Source organism: Polaribacter glomeratus (assembly GCF_002954665.1).
Lineage (GTDB): Bacteria > Bacteroidota > Bacteroidia > Flavobacteriales > Flavobacteriaceae > Polaribacter > Polaribacter glomeratus.
Genome location: NZ_MSCM01000002.1, coordinates 399,587 through 420,544, shown reverse-complemented (window position 1 = coordinate 420,544; position 20,958 = coordinate 399,587). Strand labels below are relative to the sequence as shown.

Below are 20,958 nucleotides of genomic sequence, written 5' to 3'. Positions count from 1 at the left end.
TATAGCTCTTTTTTGATTTTTTTTTAAAAGATGTAATCACAAAATATACCTCAAAAACTAAAAAATAATAATCACAGATGAAAAAGATACTAATTTTTACATTTTTTTTACTACTAACAAACTGTTTTTTTTCAGTTGCTCAATCCAAAGAAATTACACACAAAAATAATTTTAAAAACCCATTAAGTCAGTTTATGCCAATGCCTTTTTGGCACATGAATGGAGATTTAGAAGATGCGGAAATTCAGAGACAAATGCAAGAAGCTAAACGGATGAATTTTAGCGGAATTGCTGTTTTACCGATGCATAATATGACGCCAGAGTTTTTAAGCGAAGTGTATTTTGAAAAATACAAACTTATTTTAGAGAAGGCTAAAAATATGGATTTGAATATTATCTTATATGATGATGTTGGTTTCCCGAGCGGAACTGCTGGCGGAAAAATTGAAAGAGATTATCCGCAGCATGTGCGTAAAAGTTTAGAAAAAATTGAATTTAAAATTATTAGAGGAGCTGTTTTTAAAAGTTTTGTTCCTCAAGGTAAATTAATGGCGGCGGTAGGAATGGATATGGATACAAAAGAGCGTATTGATTTAGCTCCTTTTATTGAAAATAAATTATTGACTTGGAATTTTCCTAGAAAAGGAAATTGGACGGTTCAATTTTATATGTGTACGCCAGCAACTTTTTGGAAAAGTTATATGCCAGTTGATGCGATGGATCCAGCTGCTGTAGATCAGTTTATAAATTTAACGTATGATGAATATGCAAAACGTTTTAGCTCGTATTTTAAAAATACCATTCAATTAACATTTTTTGATGATGTTGGTTTTTTAAGAAGAGAACGAACTTGGACAGGTAAATTTAACGAAAAATTTAAAGAAGTAAACGGGTTTTCGCCAACTTTATATTATCCTGCTTTGTGGTATGATATTGGGCTAGAAACGGAAGCTGCACGCGTTGCTTTTTTTAATACACGATCAGAGTTATTGGCAGAAGGATATCCAAAACAAGTAAAAAACTGGACAGAAAAATATGGTTTAAAAAATACAGGTCATCCGCCAGGAAATTACGCCATTCAACCAGTTGACATGCATGGAGATATTTTTAAGTTTTTTAGATATACAGATCTTCCTTTAACCGATGCAATTATCAATTATGGTCATGGACGAGATGGTTATAAAATGATAAGCTCAGCTGCCGATTATTATGATAAACCTATAGTTTCTGCAGAGGTTTATGGCGCGTTTAAAGAGGATACTGTTGATGAAAAGATGCTGTACAGAGCTGCAATGGAACTATTGGTAAGAGGTGTTAATTTTATGGTGCCTCATGGCATGTGGTACAATCCAGAGAAAATAGGAATTCCGCCGTTAATTTCTGCAGAAAGTGAAAAGTTAGCACCAGTTTTACCTGCGTATAATAATTATTTTGGTCGCTCTTGTTATATGCTTCAAGGTGGAAGAAAAGTTTCTGAAATCGCTATTTTATATCCTATAGAAAGTTTACAAGCAGGTTTTTATTTTGACGCTCCAGAGAATATAAGAGCAGGAACTTGGGCATATCCAGAAGCCGATTATCAACAAATAGGAAGTATTTTAACAAATGAAATTCGACAAGATTTTACGTTTGTACATCCAGAATTTTTAATTACTGATACATATGTACTTGAAAATAAATCTATAATATTAAATAATAAAGTAAATCATCAAGACTATAAAGTGATAATTATTCCTGGTGGTAAAGTGATTTCTGTAAAAGCACTTCAAAAGATAAAACAATTTTATGATGCAGGAGGAAAAGTAATTGCAACTACTTTATTGCCATCAAAATCATCAGAAATAGGAAAAGATGAACAAGTTGTTGCGCTAATCAATGATTTATTTGGTAAAGAAGCGTCTAAAAACGGACAAGTTCAGACGAATAAAAAAGGTGGAAAAGCAGTTTTTCTTGCAAATCCATCCAAAGAAATACTAGAAAAAACGATTGAAAATTTTCATCCAAATCCTTCTGTTTATTTTGAAAATAACCCAATAATTAAAAGTGAATTAGGATTATTTTCTTATTTGCACAAAGTAAAAGAAGGTAAAAACAACTATTATTTTGCAAATTCTAGTGATCAAGAAATTAATACAACTGTATTTTTAAGAGGTAAAGTTCAGTTAGAAAATTGGAACCCTAAAAACGGAGAAGTTTCTAATCTTAGAAAAGGAATTTATCAAAAAATAAAGGGTGAAATGTACACAAAATATCAATTAAATTTATCGCCTGTAAGTAGCACATTTTGGGTAGAGAAATAATTTATACTTATGATAGAAAAATCAAAAAAATTTAACGTTTCTAGACGAGATTTTATTAGAAATACTTCTTTAGCTTTTGCTGCAATTACCATTGTGCCAAGACATGTTTTAGGAAGAGGTTATACGCCACCGAGTGATAAAATTAATTTAGGTTTTATTGGTTTAGGAAAACAAGGTTGCATACTCGCTAATAAATTTTTATGGAATACTAAGGATGCTCAGATTGTTGCAGGAAGTGATGTTTGGGATACAAAAAGAGCCAATTTTCAAAGCCATGTAGAAGGGTTGTATTCCAAACACAAAAATATAGATTCCTATAAAAGCCTAATTACTTATTTAGACTATCAAGAACTCTTAGAAAGAAAAGATATTGATGCCGTTTTAGTAGCAACTCCAGATCATTGGCACGCTATTCAAGCTATTGATGCAATGAAATCTGGGAAAGATGTTTATTGTGAAAAACCCTTAACAAACTCAATTGCAGACGGAAGAGCCCTTGTAGACACTGCACAAAAAACAAAAGCAGTTTTTCAAACAGGAAGTATGCAACGCTCTTGGGAACGTTTTCAAAAAGCAAGTGATATTGTAAACTCTGGAAGAATTGGAGACGTTAAAAAAGTATTGGTAAATGTTGGTGATCCTGCTAGAAATTACGATTTACCAGAAGAGGTTTTACCAAATGGAATTGATTGGAATAAATGGTGTGGACCAGCGCCACTTTTAACTTATAATAATAGAATTGCACCAAGTAAAGTGAGTTTTTATCCAGATTGGAGAGATTTTAAAGAAACTGGAGGAGGAATTTTATCAGATTGGGGAGCACACATGTTTGATGTGGCGCAATGGGTTTTAGGAATGGACGCTACAGGACCTGTAAAATATAGCCCACCTAAAGATCCAAATGCAAAAAGAGGTTTGCGAATGTTTTATGAAAACGGTATTGAAATGGTTCATGAAGATTTTGGAAGAGAATGGGGTGTTCGTTTTATAGGTTCTAATGGAACGTTAGATGTAAGTAGAAAATATTTAGAGATTGATGCAGGAACAAATCAGCAAGAAACTCCTAGTTTTATAAATACAAAACCATCAGAAGGAAATCATTATCAAGATTGGTTAACTGCTATAAAAAATAGATCAGAAACTATTTCTGGTGCAGAAATTGGTCACAGAACTGCAAGTGTTTGCAATATCGCGAACATAGCTTATGAATTGGGTGAAACTTTAGATTGGAATCCTAAAAAAGAGAAATTCATCAATAATAAACAAGCGAATAAAATGCGTAAAAGAATACCTAGAAAATTTTAAAATTACACAATATCTAATGAAATTAAAACTAATACTCTTAAGCTTTATCATAGCCTTTACAGCCAATTCAAATACATTTCTGGCACAAACTAAAAATCAAGATCGTCAATTTTATGTAGACGCCATGTTAAAAATTGCACACCCAGTTTTAGATGCGTTGAGTAAAAATGAACTCAAAAAAATAATGCCGGTAGAAATCTCTTCGGATGCTGTAAATGATAGATCAAAATTTACACATTTAGAAGCTTTTGGTAGAACTTTATCCGGAATTGCACCTTGGTTAGAGTTAGGTTTAGATGCTTCTGATGAAGGAAAATTAAGAAAAAAATACATTCTGATGACGTTGCAATGTTTAAAAAATGCAACCAATCCAACATCAGCAGATTATTTAAATTTTAGTGATGGTAGTCAAGCTTTAGTTGATGCTGCTTTTTTAGCGCAAGGTTTATTAAGAGCGCCAACCCAATTATGGGAAAGATTAGATATTAATACTCAAAAAAACATTTTAATCGCTTTAAAGAAAACAAGAAGATTATCTCCAGGTTATAACAATTGGTTATTATTTACAGCGATGATTGAAGCGGCAATTCTAAAATTTGAAGGAGAAGCAGATATGGTTAGAATTCAGTATGCTTTAAACAAACATAAAGAATGGTATTTAGGTGACGGCATTTATGGCGATGGTCCTAACTTTCATTGGGATTATTACAATAGTTTTGTCATTCATCCAATGTTATTGGATATTTGGAATGTGTTAATTTCTAAAAAAGGAAACCTTGCTAATTGGCGTTATGAAAATGCACAATCAGCATATGATGAAGTTTTAAACCGCGCAAAACAATACGCTATCATTCAAGAAAAATTAATTTCTCCAGAAGGAACGTATCCGCCAATTGGGCGTTCATTAACTTATAGATTTGGCGCATTTCAAGCACTTTCACAAATTGCGTTGTTTGAAAAATTACCAACACAGATTACACCAAGTCAAGTTCGATCAGCATTTAAAGCAGTTATTAAAAAACATTTAGAAGCCAAAGATATGTTTGATGAGAATGGTTGGTTAACCATTGGTTTTTATGGACATCAACCAGAAATGGCAGAACGTTATATTTCTACAGGAAGTTTATATATCTGTACAGAAATTTTTTTAGTGTTAGGTTTGGCTTCAGACAATCTTTTTTGGACAGATAATTCAAAAGATTGGAGCCAAAAGAAAATTTGGGCAAAAAATAAATGAGTCAGCACAGTACAGGACATGTATTGAAATTTGAAGCTGTACCCTTGCTTAACCAAAAATAGTATTTAAATGAATTTAAAGAAAATCGTAATTATTTTTTTAGCTTTATTTACAGTTAATTGTGAATTTGCACAACAAAAGGAACCTACCATTTTTGTGTTTTCAAAAACAGGTGCTTTTAGGCATAAATCAATTCCTGCCGGAGTCGAGTTTTTCAATAGTCTAAAAAAAGAAACCAATTGGAAAATCGATTTTTCTGAAAATGGAAATGATTTTACAACCGAAAATTTAAAGAAATATAATGTACTTGTTTTCTTAAATACATCAGGAGATATTTTTGATGAATATCAGAAAAAAGCATTTCAAAAATATATTGCAAACGGAAATGGTTTTGTTGGAATTCATGCTGCATCAGACACCGAAAAAGAATGGCCTTGGCTTGCAGAAATGATTGGCGCAACTTTTAAAGACCATCCAAAAGTGCAAAATGCAACGGTATATTTTGATAAATCTACAGAACATCCTGCAATTAATCATTTAAAGAAGAAAGAGGTTTTTAAAGATGAGTGGTATAATTTTTTAAAACCTGTTGCAAAACACGTAAATATTTTGGCAACTGTTGATGAGAGTTCTTATAAAGGAAATCAGATGAACACCAAAAATCATCCAATTACTTGGTTTCATCATTTTGATGGTGGTAGAATTTTTTACACTGGTTTAGGTCATACAGAAGAATCGTATGCTGATGTTCGTTTTCAAAAAATGATCAAAGGCGCTATTCTTTGGGCAGCAGATTTAGCACAAATTAAAAAGCCATCCACAAAAAAATGGACGAACCTTTTTGAGGGTGATCCTTCTAAAAATTGGGATGTTTTTATTGGCGCGCCGCATGCAACTGTAAAAGGTTTAGAAAATGTAGATCCAAAAAGTGATGGTAAAAACGCAGCTCCTTTAGGTTTAAATAAGGATCCTAAAAAGGTGTTCATTTTTGAAAAAGAAAACGGAGAAAACATCTTGCATATTTCTGGTGAAATTTATGGGGCTTTAACGACGAAACAAGAATATGAAAACTATCATTTAAAACTACAATTTAAGTGGGGAGAACAAATTTGGGAACCTCGTTTAAAAAGAAAAAGAGACAGCGGAATTCTATATCACTGTTATGGAGCAAAAGATGCTTTTTGGAATGTTTGGATGTCATCGCAAGAATTTCAAGTTCAAGAAGGAGATTTAGGCGATTATTATGGTTTAAGCGGAACATTAATTGATATTCCATCAGAAATAAAAGAAGGAGAAAAAGAGTTTAAGTATATAAAAAATGGAGATTTGAATCCGTTTTCGAGTTTACAACGTTTGCCTCCAAATCACTGTAATAAAGGTTTTGATAACGAAAATCCACATGGACAATGGAATACTTTGGAATTAATTTCTTTTGAAGGAACAAGCTATCATGTTGTAAACGGAAAAGTGGTGTTGGCTTTGTATAATTCAAGATATAAAAACAGTGATGACGAAATTGTACCGTTAACAAAAGGACGTATTCAAATTCAGTCTGAAGCAGCAGAGGTTTTTTATAAAAATGTTCAGATAAAATCAATTAGAAAGTTGCCTATAAAATTTGAAAAACAAACTAATTGAATTAAAAAAAATAGAGTAAATATCTCATTAACATTTATTTAAAGGAATTTATGAAACTTTATCTTTTAAAGATTTTAAAATAAATACTAAAAGAATAATGGTTAAAACAACAAATTAAATTTTATTACTATATTTAGAAAACAGAACAGAATGGTCTTATGAAATTAAATTTTAACATCAAAATTAATAGCGGAGTGCCTAAATATCAGCAGTTGGTAAATGCTATAAATAATGAGCTTTCAAATAATCTTTTGTCAGAAGGCGATGCATTGCCTTCCGTAAATAAAATGTGCGGTTTGTATAAACTTTCTAGAGATACTGTTTTTAAAGCATATACTATTTTAAAGAATCAAGGTGTTATAAAATCAGTGCCAAGTAAAGGCTATTATATTGCGAATGAAACTCGAAAAGTTTTGTTGGTTTTAGATACGTTTAAAGCCTATAAAGAAGTTCTTTATCACTCTTTTATAAATAATTTACCAGATAATATTATTACAGATGTTCAATTTCATCATTATAATATAGATAATTTTAAAACGATTTTAAACAACAGTAAAGGTAAGTATTATAAATATGTAGTTATGACTTTTGATAACGATGAGGTGTCTTCTGTAATCTCAAATATTGATAACGATAAATTATTATTGATCGATTGGAATATCCATTCTAACAAAAATAATAATTATGTGTTTCAAGATTTTGGAAAAGCTTTTTTCGATGCTTTAAAAGACGCTGTTCAAGTTTTTAGAAAATATGAAAAATTAGTTTTTTTATATCCAACTTTTACATTTCATCCAAAAGAATCTATTCTTAATTTTAAAAAATATGTTGAGTTATTCAATTTTGAACATGAAATAATAACAGAGCCAAAATTATTTAAAGTAGAAAAAAACGTTGCCTACATTAGCACAAGCGACAGAATGTTAGGCAAGTTTTTAGAACAATGCAAAACCCAAAATTTTGAACCAGGAGTAGATGTAGGGTTTCTATCGTACAACGAAACACCTATGAAAAAATTTATTTATAAAGGCATTTCTGTCATTTCAACAGACTTTGAAGAATTAGGAACCAAGGCTGCAGAATTTGTTACTCAAAATAAACCTGTTCAGCATTATGTACCAACCAAATTAATAGTAAGAGAATCATTATAATATGTATTATTTAGGATTAGATATTGGAAGTTCTTCCATAAAAGCTGCATTAGTAGAAATTTCAACGGGAAAAAGTGTTGGAGTTGTTCAAGAGCCCAAAGAAGAAATGAGCATGTTCGCTCAAAAAAATGGTTGGGCAGAACAAAAGCCAAACGATTGGTGGCTGCATATTTGTAATGCTATTACAAGTTTAAAAAAGCAATATAACGTTAGCAGAACACAAATAAAAGGTATTGGTATTTCATATCAAATGCATGGTTTGGTGTTGGTTGATAAGAAAGGAAATCCGTTACGTAAATCTATTATTTGGTGCGATTCTAGAGCTGTAGAAATTGGTAACAATGCTTTTGCAGAAATTGGCGAAGAAAAATGTGCTTCACATTTATTAAACTCACCAGCAAATTTTACAGCATCAAAATTAAAATGGGTAAAAGAAAATGAACCAGACATTTATAAGCAGATTTATAAGTTTATGTTGCCTGGAGATTATATCGCCTATAAATTTTCAGATAAAATAAACACTACTATTTCAGGATTATCCGAAGGGATTTTCTGGGATTTTAAAAACGATTCAGTTGCCGATTTTCTTTTAGAATATTACGGAATTGACCAATCTTTAGTGCCAGATATTGTAGATACTTTTGGTATTCAATCTTTAGTAGATGAAAAAGGAGAAAAAGAAAGTGGCATTGCTGCAGGAACTCCAATTTATTACAGAGCAGGCGATCAGCCAAACAATGCACTTTCTTTAAACGTATTTAATCCCGGAGAAGTTGCTGCAACTGGAGGAACATCAGGAGTTGTGTATGCAGTTACAGATAGTTTATCAGGAAAAGAAAGTACGAGAGTGAACAATTTTGCACACGTAAATTATTCAAAAAATAGCAAAAGAATAGGGAAGTTATTAAACATCAATGGTGCAGGTATTCAATACAGATGGCTGCTAAATAACTTGGCAGTAAGTTCTTATGAAGAGATGAATACATTGGCTTCAGAAATTCCTGTTGGTTCAGACGGTGTTTGTTTAATTCCTTTTGGTAACGGCGCAGAACGCATGTTAAACAACAAAGAAATTGGCACTAGAATCGTAAATATGAACCTGAACAATCATCATAAAGGTCATATGTGCAGAGCCGCTTTAGAAGGTATTGCGTTCTCTTTTTATTACGGAATGGAAATCTTAAAATCAGACGGAATTAATCCAACCGTTATCAGAGCAGGAAATGATAATTTATTTCGTTCAGAAATTTTTGCCAATACGGTAGCAACTTTAATTCAGCAAGAAATTGAAATTTACAACACAACCGGCGCAATTGGTGCCGCAAGAGCAGCGAACCTTCATACGGGAAATTTTGAAGCATTTAGCAAATCGATTATGGACAACGATCACGTAATGACATTTATGCCCTTTAAAGACAAAAAACCATATTTAGAAGCTTATAACAATTGGAAAAAAGAATTAGAATTGGTTTTAAATAAACAATAAAAACAGAGTGTTTTGGGCGTTACCAAAAAAGGTCGGGCTTTCCAATACAATCTTTTTGCTTGTTCTCGATACAAAATTTCTGAAAAAGAAATTTCACTCGAACTGACAGCAAAAAGGATTTCCATTGCAATCCCTAACGCAAATCCAGTACATAAAACAACAATTACACAAATAAACAATTAAACATTTATCAAAATGGCAAACAAAGAATATTTTAAAGGAATCAATAAAATTCAATTCGAAGGCAAAGAATCAGACAATCCTTTAGCATTTAAATATTACAATCCAGAGCAAGTTGTTGCAGGGAAAACAATGAGAGAATGGTTTAAGTTTTCAATTGCATATTGGCATACTTTCTGTGGTCAAGGAGGAGATCCTTTTGGTCCAGGAACACAAAGTTTTGAGTGGGACAAATCATCAGATGCAATACAAGCAGCAAAAGACAAAGCAGATGCAGCATTCGAATTTATCAACAAAATGGGCTTCGATTACTACTGTTTCCATGATTATGATTTAATTCAAGAAGGAGCAACTTTTGCAGAATCAGAAAAAAGATTAGATACCATTACAGATTACATCAAAGGAAAACAAGCAGAAAGTGGCGTTAAATTATTATGGGGAACAGCAAACTGTTTTTCTAATCCTCGTTACATGAATGGTGCTGCTACAAATCCTGATTTTAATGTAGTTGCAAGAGCTGGTGGTCAAGTAAAATTAGCTTTAGATGCAACCATTAAGTTAGGTGGAGAAAATTACGTTTTTTGGGGAGGTAGAGAAGGTTATATGTCTTTGTTAAATACAGATATGGGACGTGAACTTGATCACATGGCACAGTTTTTAACCATGGCAAGAGATTATGCAAGAGCACAAGGTTTTAAAGGAACTTTCTTCATAGAACCAAAACCAATGGAACCGATGAAACATCAATATGATTTTGATTCTGCAACTGCAATAGGCTTCTTAAAAGAATACGGTTTAGACAAAGATTTTAAAATGAATATTGAGGTAAACCACGCAACTTTAGCACAACATACAATGCAACACGAATTAGCGGTTGCTGCCAAAGCAGGAATGTTAGGAAGTATAGATGCAAACAGAGGAGATTACCAAAATGGTTGGGATACAGATCAGTTTCCAAACAACATTCAAGAAACTACAGAAGCAATGTTAGTGTTTTTACAAGCTGGAGGTTTACAAGGTGGAGGAGTTAATTTTGATGCAAAGATTAGAAGAAACTCAACAGATATGGAAGATGTTTTTCATGCACATGTTGGCGGAGCAGATACATTTGCAAGAGCCTTAATTACTGCTGATAAAATTATGCAATCATCATCTTACAATTCTTTGAGAGAAAAGAGATATTCTTCTTTTGATTCAGGAAAAGGTAAAGACTTTGAAGCTGGGAAATTAGAATTGTCAGATTTGTATAAAATTGCTCAAGAAAATGGTGAGTTAACTTTACAAAGCGGAAAGCAAGAATTGTTTGAGAATATAATTAATCAATATATATAAATGTATCTTAAAGCTCAAAAGTTAGAATAACCTTTGAGCTTTTTTAATAATCAATCAACAACCTAAAATAAATTTATGGCACAAACAACAAATTCAGGATATCTTATTAAACTTACTTTAGTTGCAACTTTAGGAGGTTTATTGTTTGGATATGACACAGGTGTAATATCAGGAACAGTTGGTTCTTTAGATAGTTTTTTTGTGCTTCCAAAAGCATTATCAGAAACAGCAGCAAGTGCCTTTAAAGGTTTTTTAGTGTCTAGTGCATTAATAGGCTGTGTAATTGGTGGAATTTTTGGAGGTTTAGTTAGTAAAAAACTAGGTCGAAAAAAAGGATTAATTCTAGCAGCTGTTCTATTTTTAATATCGGCTCTAGGTTCTGCAATGCCAGAAATGTTTTTAGCACCAATTGGTGAGTTAGATCATACTTTTTCTACAATTTTTATTGTGTATAGAGTTATTGGTGGTATTGGAGTTGGTTTAGCATCAATGTTATCACCTTTATACATTGCAGAAATTGCACCCGCAAAAAGTAGAGGAAAGTTAGTTTCTTTTAATCAGCTTGCAATTGTTGGTGGTTTTATGGTTGTATATTTTGTAAACTATATTATTTCAAGAAGTGGTGGTTCAGATGAATGGTTAAATACTATTGGTTGGAGATGGATGTTTGCATCAGAAGTAATTCCTGCAAGTTTGTTTTTAGGACTATTATTTTTTGTGCCAGATACACCTCGTTCTTTGGTATTGAGAAATAAACCAGAAGAAGCTTTGGTTGTTTTAGTAAAAGTAAATGGTGAAGTAGAAGGAAATAGAATTTTGGCAGAAATACAAGCGTCTATGGACGAAAAAACTTCAGCTAAACTTTTATCTTTTGGTTGGCTAGTTATTATTATAGGGATTTTAATCTCTGTATTCCAGCAATTTGTGGGAATTAATGTAGTTTTATATTATGCTCCAGAAATCTTTAAAACAATTTCATCAGGTACAGATAGTGCGTTGTTGATGACGATTATTGTTGGTGTTGTTAACTTCTTATTTACCATTGTTGCAGTAAAAACAGTAGATAAATATGGTAGAAAACCATTAATGGTCATTGGTGCATTTGGTATGGCTGTTGCCATGTTGTCTTTAGGTTTTGTATTTTATTCTGGCGCAACTGGTTATTTAGCATTGTTTTGTATGATGTTATATGTTGCAAGTTTCGCAATGAGTTGGGGACCTGTTGCTTGGGTTTTACTAGCAGAAATATTCCCGAATAAAATTAGAGGAAAAGCTCTAGCAATTGCAGTTGCAGCACAATGGATCTCTAACTATTTAGTGTCTTTAACTTTCCCAATGATGAATGATAATTCGTATTTAACAGAAAAATTTAATAACGGTTTTGCTTATTGGATCTACGGAATTATGAGCATTTTAGCCATGTTATTTATTCTAAAATTTGTTCCAGAAACAAAAGGGAAAACACTAGAAGAGATGGAAGAACTTTGGCAAAAGAAGTAATTATAAAAGCAATTTAAAATAATAATTAATCCAGTTGACTATTTTCTTTTCAACTGGATTAATTTATAAATATAAATAAAATAATGAATAAGAAAATAGACCAACAGTCAGCAGATAATATTAGAGCATTGGCTGTTGCAATGGTAGAAAAAGCAAATTCTGGTCACCCAGGAGGACCAATGGGAGGTGCAGATTTTATGCACATTCTATATTCAGAGTTCTTTAACTTCGATCCTTCAGATATGACTTGGGCATTTAGAGATCGTTTTTTTATGGATGCTGGTCATTTATCAACATTAATGTATGCGCAATATTATTTATTGGGTAATTATGAAAAAGAGGATGTTGCTAATTTTAGACAATGGGGTTCTATAACTCCTGGTCATCCAGAAGTGGATGTAAAAAGAGGAATTGAAAATACATCTGGACCTTTAGGACAGGGACATACAATGGGTGTTGGTGCAGCAATTGCAGCAAACTTTTTGAAAGCTCGTTTTGGAGATTGGATGAATCATAAAGTATATGGTTTTATTTCTGATGGAGGAGTTCAAGAAGAAATTTCTCAAGGAGCAGGTAGAATTGCAGGTCATTTAGGTTTGAGTAATTTTATTATGTTTTATGATTCTAATGATATTCAATTATCAACACCAACAGACGAGGTAACTTCTGAAGATACCGAAATGAAATACAAAGCTTGGGGTTGGAATGTGGTTACCATTGATGGACATAATCACGATGAAATTAGAAAAGCATTAAAAGATGCAAATAACGAAACTGAAAAACCAACCTTAATTATTGGTAAAACAATTATGGGGAAAGGTTGTGTTACTGCAGATGATAAAACCTTTGAAGGCGAATGTGAATTACACGGTCAACCAATTGGTCATACAGGAGCAGATTACGCAAAAACACTTTCAAATTTAGGAGCAAATCCAGAAAGTCCTTTTGATATTTATAAAGATGTAAGCGCATTTTATCAGAATTTATTAAAAGAAAAAACAGCAAAAGCATCAGAAAAGAAAGCAGAAATTGCAACTTGGAGAAATTCAAACACTGAATTAGCAACAAAATTAGATTTCTTTTTATCAGGAGAATTACCAGCATTAGATTTTGAATCGATTGCACATAAAGACGGATTGGCAACAAGAGCGGCGTCATCAAGTATTTTAGGGTATTTAGCTGAAAATGTAGAAAACATGATTGTTTCTTCTGCAGATTTATCAAATTCTGATAAAACGGATGGATTCTTAAAGAAAACACACGCACTGAAAAAAGGTGATTTTTCGGGATCGTTTTTACAAGCCGGAGTGGCAGAATTAACGATGTCTTGTATTGCAAACGGACTAGCTTTACACGGCGGAATTATTCCTGTAGTTGCAACATTTTTTGTGTTTTCAGATTATATGAAACCAGCGATTCGTTTAAGCGGAATTCAAGAATTAGGTGTAAAATATGTATGGACACATGATGCTTTTAGAGTTGGAGAAGACGGACCAACACATCAACCCTTAGAACAAGAAGCACAAATTCGTTTGTTAGAAAAATTAAAAAATCATAGTGGAAATCCGAGTTTCTTAGCATTACGTCCTGCGGATTCTGCAGAAACAAGTGTTGCTTGGAAAATGGCTTTAGAAAATAAAAATACACCAACAGGTTTAATTTTATCAAGACAGGGCATTAAAGATTTACCAGCAACAAAATCATCAAGATATCAAGAAGCATTAGCGGCAGAAAAAGGGGGTTATTTGGTAAAAGAAGTAGCAAATCCGGATGTTGTTTTAATTGCAAATGGTTCTGAAGTTGCAACATTAGTGGCAGCAGCCGAAATTTTAGAAAAAGAAAACGGCCTAAAAGTAAATATCGCTTCGGTAATTTCTGAAGGATTATTTAGATTACAATCTAAAGAATATCAGCAAAGTATCATCCCAAAAAACAAACCTTTATTTGGTTTAACAGCAGGTTTGCCAGTTAATTTAGAAGGCTTAGTTGGTGACGCAGGAAAAGTATTTGGATTGGATCATTTTGGGTATTCTGCACCTGCAAATGTGTTGGATGAAAAGTTTGGTTTTACAGGAGAAAAAGTAAGTCAACAAGTATTAGCATATTTAAAAACAGTTTAAAAATAAACGTATGAAATTTTTTATTGATACAGCAAATTTGAATGATATTGCAGAAGCAGAAGCTTTAGGGGTTTTAGATGGCGTAACTACAAATCCGTCTTTAATGGCAAAAGAAGGAATTACAGGAGCAGCAAATATTTTAAATCATTATAAAAAAATATGTGATTTAGTAGCAGGAGATGTTTCTGCAGAAGTAATTGCAACAGATTATGCTGGAATGATTCAGCAAGGAGAAGAATTAGCCGCTTTACACTCTCAAATTGTGATAAAATTACCAATGATTGCAGATGGTGTAAAAGCGTGTAAATATTTTTCTGATAAAGGAATTAAAACAAATATGACGCTTATTTTTTCTGCAGGACAAGCATTGTTAGCAGCAAAAGCAGGAGCAACTTACGTATCTCCTTTTTTAGGAAGATTAGATGATATTTCTACAGATGGGTTAAATTTAATTTCAGAAATGAGATTGATTTATGATAATTACGGATTTAAATCACAAATTTTAGCAGCATCAGTGCGTAATACAATGCATGTTATTAACTGTGCTAAATTAGGATCTGATGTAATGACTGGACCTTTATCATCTATTACAGGGTTATTAAAACATCCTTTAACAGATAGTGGTTTGGCACAATTTTTAGAGGATTATAAGAAGGGTAATTAGCACTTAAATTAGTTAAAAAAACAGGTTTCATTATTTCTAACTCACTAGAAATAATGAAACTTTTTTGTACTACAAATAGCAATTTTAAGATGTATACCTTTTGTGTAATTTTTGCTATTTTTTTTATTAATAAATATTCAAGTTAGATTATACTGGTTGTTTAGGACTTTTTACATTTTAAGGATTATTGATTGCTTTATTTTGGACTGTATAGTAGTTTTATAAACATATATTTGTAGCTGGAATTCTAGTTAGAAACATTATTTTTAACGCTTTAAAAATACTTAAAATTTTACACAAATTAAATTACAGGAAAATTAAATTAAAAAAGTTTTTATTCTTCTAATTTGTAACCTTGGATTCTTTTTTCATAAAAAATAATAAATCTATAATTTTAGTATTGAAACACCTTTTTTTTTTAAAATCTTCCTAAATAATGATTATTATCTAAAAAACAGTACAGTGCAGGATGCAGTTTGTTAGTCAAAATTATTTATTTGTGTATATATCAGAATTTAGATGAAACACTAATATCTTTTCTAAACTTAAATTAATATTTAAATAAATGCTTTTAAACATGAAAAAATTAATTAAAACACGTTCAAATAGGTTAACTAAAAATAGCCTTTTTTTAGCGTTTCTGTTTTTAATGGTATGCAGTCTCTCCACAAAGGCTCAAACAATTACTGTTAAAGGGGTGGTTATCTCAAATAACGGAGTTCCCTTGCCAGGAGTAAGTGTGCTTCAAAAAGGTACAAGTAATGGTACTTCAACAGATTTTGATGGAAATTACACAATAAAATTATTAATTAATAAATCTAAGACTTTAGTTTTTGCTTCTTTAGGTTTTGAAGATAAAGAAGTTGCTGCTGGTAACAAAACGGTAGTTAATGTTACTTTATCAGAAAGTAGCCAGCAACTAGAAGAAATAGTAGTTATTGGTTACGGTACAGCTAATAGACGAGATGTTTTAGGTTCATTAGCGTCTGTTAAGTCAGAAGATTTAAATGCGAATGTTCCTGTAGATGCTTTAGCTGGTTTACAAGGGCGAATTGCAGGTGTACAAATTTTAACAAACGGAGCTCCTGGAAGTTCTTCAGAAATTTTAATTAGAGGTATTTCTACACTTAATTCAGGCACAGGTCCATTATTTGTAGTAGATGGCCAACAAGTAGACAATATTGATAATATTAACCCAAATGACATTGAGTCGATAGAGGTTTTAAAAGACGGTGCCTCTGCCGCAATTTATGGGTCTAGATCTGCAAATGGCGTTGTTTTAGTATCAACTAAAAAAGGTAAGGCGGGGTTACCCAAAATTAATGTTAGTGTTCAAAATTCTGTAAGCTATTTGAGAAATAAAGTTCCTGTTTCAAATACTATTCAGCGTAATAAATTTGAATCATTAAGAAGTACTGGTTCTACAAATGCTTCTGGAGAAACATTAGATTCTTTAGGTATTCGTACACAATTAGTTGTAGATGTTCAAGATTTAATTAAACAAGTAGCTCAAAAAACACAAGTAAACGTTGCGTTTAGTGGTGGTAGTGAAACAGCTAAATTTTATTGGAATACTGGTTTTTTAGACGAAGAAGGGATTATTGTTGGTAGTAATTTTAGAAGAATTAACACAAACCTAAATCTTAGTTTTGATATCAGTAAAAAACTATCTGCGGGTACTCGTTTAACTGCTACATATCAGTATCAAGACGGAATTCCAGAAGGAACTGTTTTTAGAGAATTATCTTACAGACAGCCAGATGTTTTAATTTATGATTTTGATGGTTCATTTATTAGAGAGCGTTTTGCAAGAAATAATCCTGTAGCAAGAGCTATTTTAGGGATACAAGATAATAGACAATATAGAGCTTCTTCTTTTAACTATTTGAATTATCAATTTACGCCAGAACTTTCTTTTAGAACGACCATCGGTATTAATTTTAATCAGCAAAAACTTAATGAGCTAAGACCATCTCAAACAGTTGATGTGCTAAGTGGTAGAATTACAGGTAGAGAAAGACAACGTACATCTTATGATATACAAAGTGAAAATTATTTTTCTTATGATAAAAAGTTTAAAGGAGGGCACAGCTTTACAGGCTTACTAGGTTATTCTGTTCAAAAGTGGCACCAAGAAAACTCTACTCTTACAGCAAATGCTTTTAATAACGATTATATTCAAACGTTTAATAACGTTGCAGAATTTGATGTTTCAAACACAGGAACTGAGAGCTTTGAAAACTCTTTAGTTTCTTACTATGCCAGAGTAACGTATGATTATGCAAGAAAATATTTATTTGGTGCTACTTTTCGTAGAGATGCATCCTCTAGATTTGGTCCTAATAATAAATGGGGAGATTTTCCTTCTGCTTCTGTGGGTTGGAGAGTTTCTAATGAAAAATTTTTAAAAAATTTAAATTTAGGCTTTCTTTCAGAGTTTAAATTAAGAGCAAGTTATGCAATTACAGGAAATGAAAGAATTGATGATTATTTAACACAAGCATTGTATGGTTCTAATAATTATTATAACAGTATAAATGGTTTTGCACCTTTTCAATTAGGAAATCCAGATTTAAAATGGGAAGAAACTGCACAACAAAATTATGGTGTAGATATTAATCTTTTTGGACGAAGAATGCAGATTGCTGTAGATCATTACATTAAAACAACTACAGATTTGTTGTATGAAAGACCCATACCTCAAGAAACAGGATTTTCTACAATTTTTGCAAATATTGGATCTATTGAAAATAGAGGTTTTGATGTTGAAGTAAAAGGCTCACCTTTAAGGACTAAAGATTTTGAATGGTTTTCAAGTTTTAATATTTCGTATAATAAAAATAAAGTATTAGCATTGGCAGACGAAGACGGTTTTGAAACAGGAGGTTATTTAATTCAAGCAGGAGAATCTCTTGGTAATATGTACGGGTTTAAAAATCAAGGTATTTATAGATATAATGAATCTAATGCTTACACAGAATCTGGGGTTAGATTAACAGCAAATTTTGATGAAAATGATAACTTTAAAGACTATACACTAAACGGCCAATTATATACAGGAGTTATAAAACAACAAACTTTTGGAGGAGGAGCTGATGGTGTCGTTTTAAAAGGTGGAGATATTATTTGGGAAGATCAAAATGGAGATTTTGTAATTGATGCTACTAATGATAGAACAATTATTGGTAACGGACTAGCCGAATTTGTAGGTGGATGGAATAATAATTTTAGCTACAGAGATATATCGCTATCATTCTTATTTAATTTTTCTTTTGGGAACGATATTTATAGAGGATATGACCACACAAGAAACAAGGCAAGCAACTCTGTATACACACCAGGACCAGATAGAATTGAAGATGCTTGGGTTAAACAAGGGGATATAACTAGATTCCCAAGTTTAGAGTCTTCTAGAATTCAAAATAGAACAGGTTTTGATTCTGATTATGTAAGCAAAGGAGATTTTATAAGACTTCAAACGATTAGATTAAACTATAATTTTCCTAAAAAAGTTTTAGAGAAAGTAAAAATATTTAACGACCTTTCATTAAGTGTTGTTGCAAATGATGTTTTAACTTTTACGAATTACGAAGGTTATAATCCAGAATTAGGTAACAGAGGAAACCCTTTAGAACCAGGTTGGGATAATTTAAGGTACCCAAATAAAACAAGTATAATTTTTAGTTTGAACGCTCAATTTTAAAAGCTATGTTGTCAATAAAAAACAAAAAAATGAAAAAAAGTAAATATATTTTATCATCATTAGTAGCTGTCTTTTTGCTTTTAGCAAGTTCATGTGAGAATGTTTTAGATCTTGAACCTATAAGTCAAATTCCAGATTCTAAATTTTGGAAAACAAATGCAGATGCAGAGTTAGGAGTAATAGCTATATATGATGCAATGCAAAGTACTTACAGGGTTAAACACTTTCTATGGGGAGATTTTAGATCAGATAATTATGTCTCATCAACGCAACCAAATGCAGATACAGAATCTTTAATTTTGAATCAGTTAGATCCAGAACAATCAGATTATGCAAGCTGGGGTGATTTATATAGAATGATTTTTAGAGCAAATTTAGCCATTGCAAAAATTCCAGAGATTCCACTATATAATAAGAATTTGTTAGGAGAAGCTTATGCGTTACGTGCCTATGCCTATTTTGATGCGTATAGAATTTGGGGTGGTGTTCCACTTTTTAAAGATGCAGCTTTAACTTTTGATGAAAGCTCTTTTAAGGCAAGATCTACAGCCAAAGAAGTATTAGACTTAGCACTTGCAGATTTAGCTGAGGCAGAAAAGTTAATAAATTCGCAATCAGGACCAAATGCAACAAGATTTTCAGTAGGAGCTATGCTTGCATTTAAAGCAAAAGTATTAATGTTTTTAAATAAGCCAGCAGAGGCAAATATTGTACTTCAAGAATTAATAGATACAAAATTATATTCGCTTACGATAGATAGAACATCTTGGGGAGATTTATTTTTAAATGATATTGCTTTTCCAGATAGAGGTCAAAAAGGAACAGAATTAATTATGTCTCTTAGATATGAGCAAGCAGAAGACGGTAATAGAGCTTCTGGTGTATATCAATTACATTTTCCAGGTGTTCCAGGATATTGGATATCTCCTAAAGTTCAACAAAAATGGGTGCAAAAATTTCCAACAAACGAATTAAGTTGGAGCGAAAAATACCCAGGTGTACCACCACCAATAAAGGATGTAGACCCAATAACTGGGCTTCCACTCATTTATGGAGATTACAGATATTATGAAACAATTACACAAGTTGGTAGCGTGCAAGATTTAAGAGTTTCTAAATATGCCAAAACAAACTATAGCCCAAGAGATGACGATACTAATATTGTTTTATTTCGTTACGCAGATATGTTATTGTTAAAAGCAGAAGCAGAAAATCAACTAGATAACCCACAAGGTGCTGTAGATTTATTAGATAGAGTTAGAGTTGCACGTGGATTGCCAAAAGTAAATTCTGGTACTTTTCCAGATATTGTAAACATTAACGATAAAGCGGCTTTAGAAAATTTTATTTTAGATGAAAGACAACTAGAATTATTTGCAGAAGGAACTCGTTGGTGGGATCTAGTTAGAACAGGTAAAGCTGTAGAAGTTATGGGTCCAATTAATGGGCAAACAGAAGCTAGAATAACTTGGCCAATTTATTTCATTCATTTAATAGATAATCCTAAGTTAGAACAAAATGAAGCTTATAAATAAAATCATGAAAAAAATGAAAAAAACAATAAAACAAAGTATCTATACTTTTTTATTAATATGCACCACTTTAGTGTTTACAGGGTGCGATTTAGAAGTTCAAGAATCTTTTGTATTTGACCCGCAAACAAAACCTCAATTTACTTTTGGCGCAACAACGCCATGGGAATGGTTGCAAACAAATCCTAAAGGAGAGTATAGTTATATGATTAAAGCTATAAAACATGCAGGTTTAGAAGCAGAGTTTAGCAATACAACAGATAAAAGAACCTATTTTTTGCTTAAGGATTCAGGTTGGTCTGATGCAAGTAAAGTAAATACTGTTTTAAACAGAGAATTTGGGAGCCAAACAATTTTGATAGAAGATACAGACCCAGTAAAACTAAGAAATATTTTAATGTATTATATTTTACCAGTTTATGTAGATCAAGGCCCAGGTAATTTGAAAACTTTAGATGCCTTTTATGAATTTAAAACTTTATCGAGTGATCCAGGAAATACATATTTGACTTTAGATAGAGACTGGAATTATTCAATTGGTATTAACTATGCACCAGGTTTATCCCCAAATGCACTAGGAACTCGTTGTAAATTGCACAACTATATTTTTTCTAATGGAAATTCTGTAGCACATATAATCGAAACTCACACAAGATTAGAGATTTTTAAATAACATAAACTAAATAATTAAAAAACTTCTCTAGAAAAATGTTTTAGAGAAGTTTTTTTGTTTGTAAACTATACTATAATGCAGTATAGTGCAGGACAGAGAAATCAATAAAAAAGGGTTTATTTGAGTTAAAATATATT

General features: G+C 31.8%; 13 protein-coding genes. All 13 read left to right on the top strand.

Going from position 1 to position 20,958, the window contains the following annotated elements:
- Window positions 1-77: 77 nt before the first annotated feature.
- The 13 genes from BTO16_RS11880 (at window position 78) to BTO16_RS11815 (ending at window position 20,821) form a co-directional block, all read left to right on the top strand.
- On the top strand, window positions 78-2,300 hold the full coding sequence (locus tag BTO16_RS11880; RefSeq protein ID WP_105021900.1) for a glycosyl hydrolase: 2,223 nt from the start codon (window positions 78-80) through the stop codon (window positions 2,298-2,300).
- A gap of 9 nt (window positions 2,301-2,309) precedes the next feature.
- Entirely contained in the window at window positions 2,310-3,605 is a 1,296-nt protein-coding gene (locus BTO16_RS11875) for a Gfo/Idh/MocA family protein (RefSeq protein WP_105021899.1), read from the top strand.
- Between the two features lie 16 nt (window positions 3,606-3,621).
- Window positions 3,622-4,842, top strand: coding sequence for a DUF2264 domain-containing protein (locus tag BTO16_RS11870; protein ID WP_105021898.1), 1,221 nt, complete (start codon window positions 3,622-3,624; stop codon window positions 4,840-4,842).
- Between the two features lie 69 nt (window positions 4,843-4,911).
- Window positions 4,912-6,480 carry a ThuA domain-containing protein gene (locus BTO16_RS11865; protein WP_105021897.1) on the top strand — a complete coding sequence of 523 codons (1,569 nt, stop codon included), beginning with the start codon at window positions 4,912-4,914 and terminating at the stop codon, window positions 6,478-6,480.
- Window positions 6,481-6,638: 158 nt separating this feature from the next.
- Complete coding sequence (locus BTO16_RS11860) at window positions 6,639-7,631, top strand: GntR family transcriptional regulator (protein ID WP_105021896.1); 993 nt, start codon at window positions 6,639-6,641, stop codon at window positions 7,629-7,631.
- Between the two features lies 1 nt (window position 7,632).
- Window positions 7,633-9,117, top strand: a complete 1,485-nt coding sequence (locus BTO16_RS11855) for a xylulokinase (RefSeq protein WP_105021895.1) — start codon at window positions 7,633-7,635, stop codon at window positions 9,115-9,117.
- A gap of 195 nt (window positions 9,118-9,312) precedes the next feature.
- Window positions 9,313-10,629, top strand: a complete 1,317-nt coding sequence (gene xylA / locus BTO16_RS11845; RefSeq protein ID WP_105021893.1) for a xylose isomerase — start codon at window positions 9,313-9,315, stop codon at window positions 10,627-10,629.
- A 75-nt stretch (window positions 10,630-10,704) separates the two neighbouring features.
- Entirely contained in the window at window positions 10,705-12,129 is a 1,425-nt protein-coding gene (xylE, locus tag BTO16_RS11840) for a D-xylose transporter XylE (protein WP_105021892.1), read from the top strand.
- 83 nt (window positions 12,130-12,212) lie between these two features.
- Window positions 12,213-14,249 carry a transketolase family protein gene (locus BTO16_RS11835; protein WP_105021891.1) on the top strand — a complete coding sequence of 679 codons (2,037 nt, stop codon included), beginning with the start codon at window positions 12,213-12,215 and terminating at the stop codon, window positions 14,247-14,249.
- 10 nt (window positions 14,250-14,259) lie between these two features.
- Window positions 14,260-14,913 (top strand): fructose-6-phosphate aldolase, encoded by a 654-nt coding sequence (gene fsa / locus BTO16_RS11830; RefSeq protein WP_105021890.1) that lies wholly within the window; start codon window positions 14,260-14,262, stop codon window positions 14,911-14,913.
- Window positions 14,914-15,490: 577 nt separating this feature from the next.
- On the top strand, window positions 15,491-18,616 hold the full coding sequence (locus BTO16_RS11825; RefSeq protein ID WP_170064463.1) for a SusC/RagA family TonB-linked outer membrane protein: 3,126 nt from the start codon (window positions 15,491-15,493) through the stop codon (window positions 18,614-18,616).
- Window positions 18,617-18,645: 29 nt separating this feature from the next.
- Window positions 18,646-20,151 (top strand): RagB/SusD family nutrient uptake outer membrane protein, encoded by a 1,506-nt coding sequence (locus BTO16_RS11820; RefSeq protein WP_170064462.1) that lies wholly within the window; start codon window positions 18,646-18,648, stop codon window positions 20,149-20,151.
- A 13-nt stretch (window positions 20,152-20,164) separates the two neighbouring features.
- The gene (locus BTO16_RS11815) at window positions 20,165-20,821 is read left to right on the top strand and encodes a fasciclin domain-containing protein (RefSeq protein ID WP_146105399.1); all 657 of its coding nucleotides are present in this window, start codon (window positions 20,165-20,167) and stop codon (window positions 20,819-20,821) included.
- Window positions 20,822-20,958 lie beyond the last annotated feature (137 nt).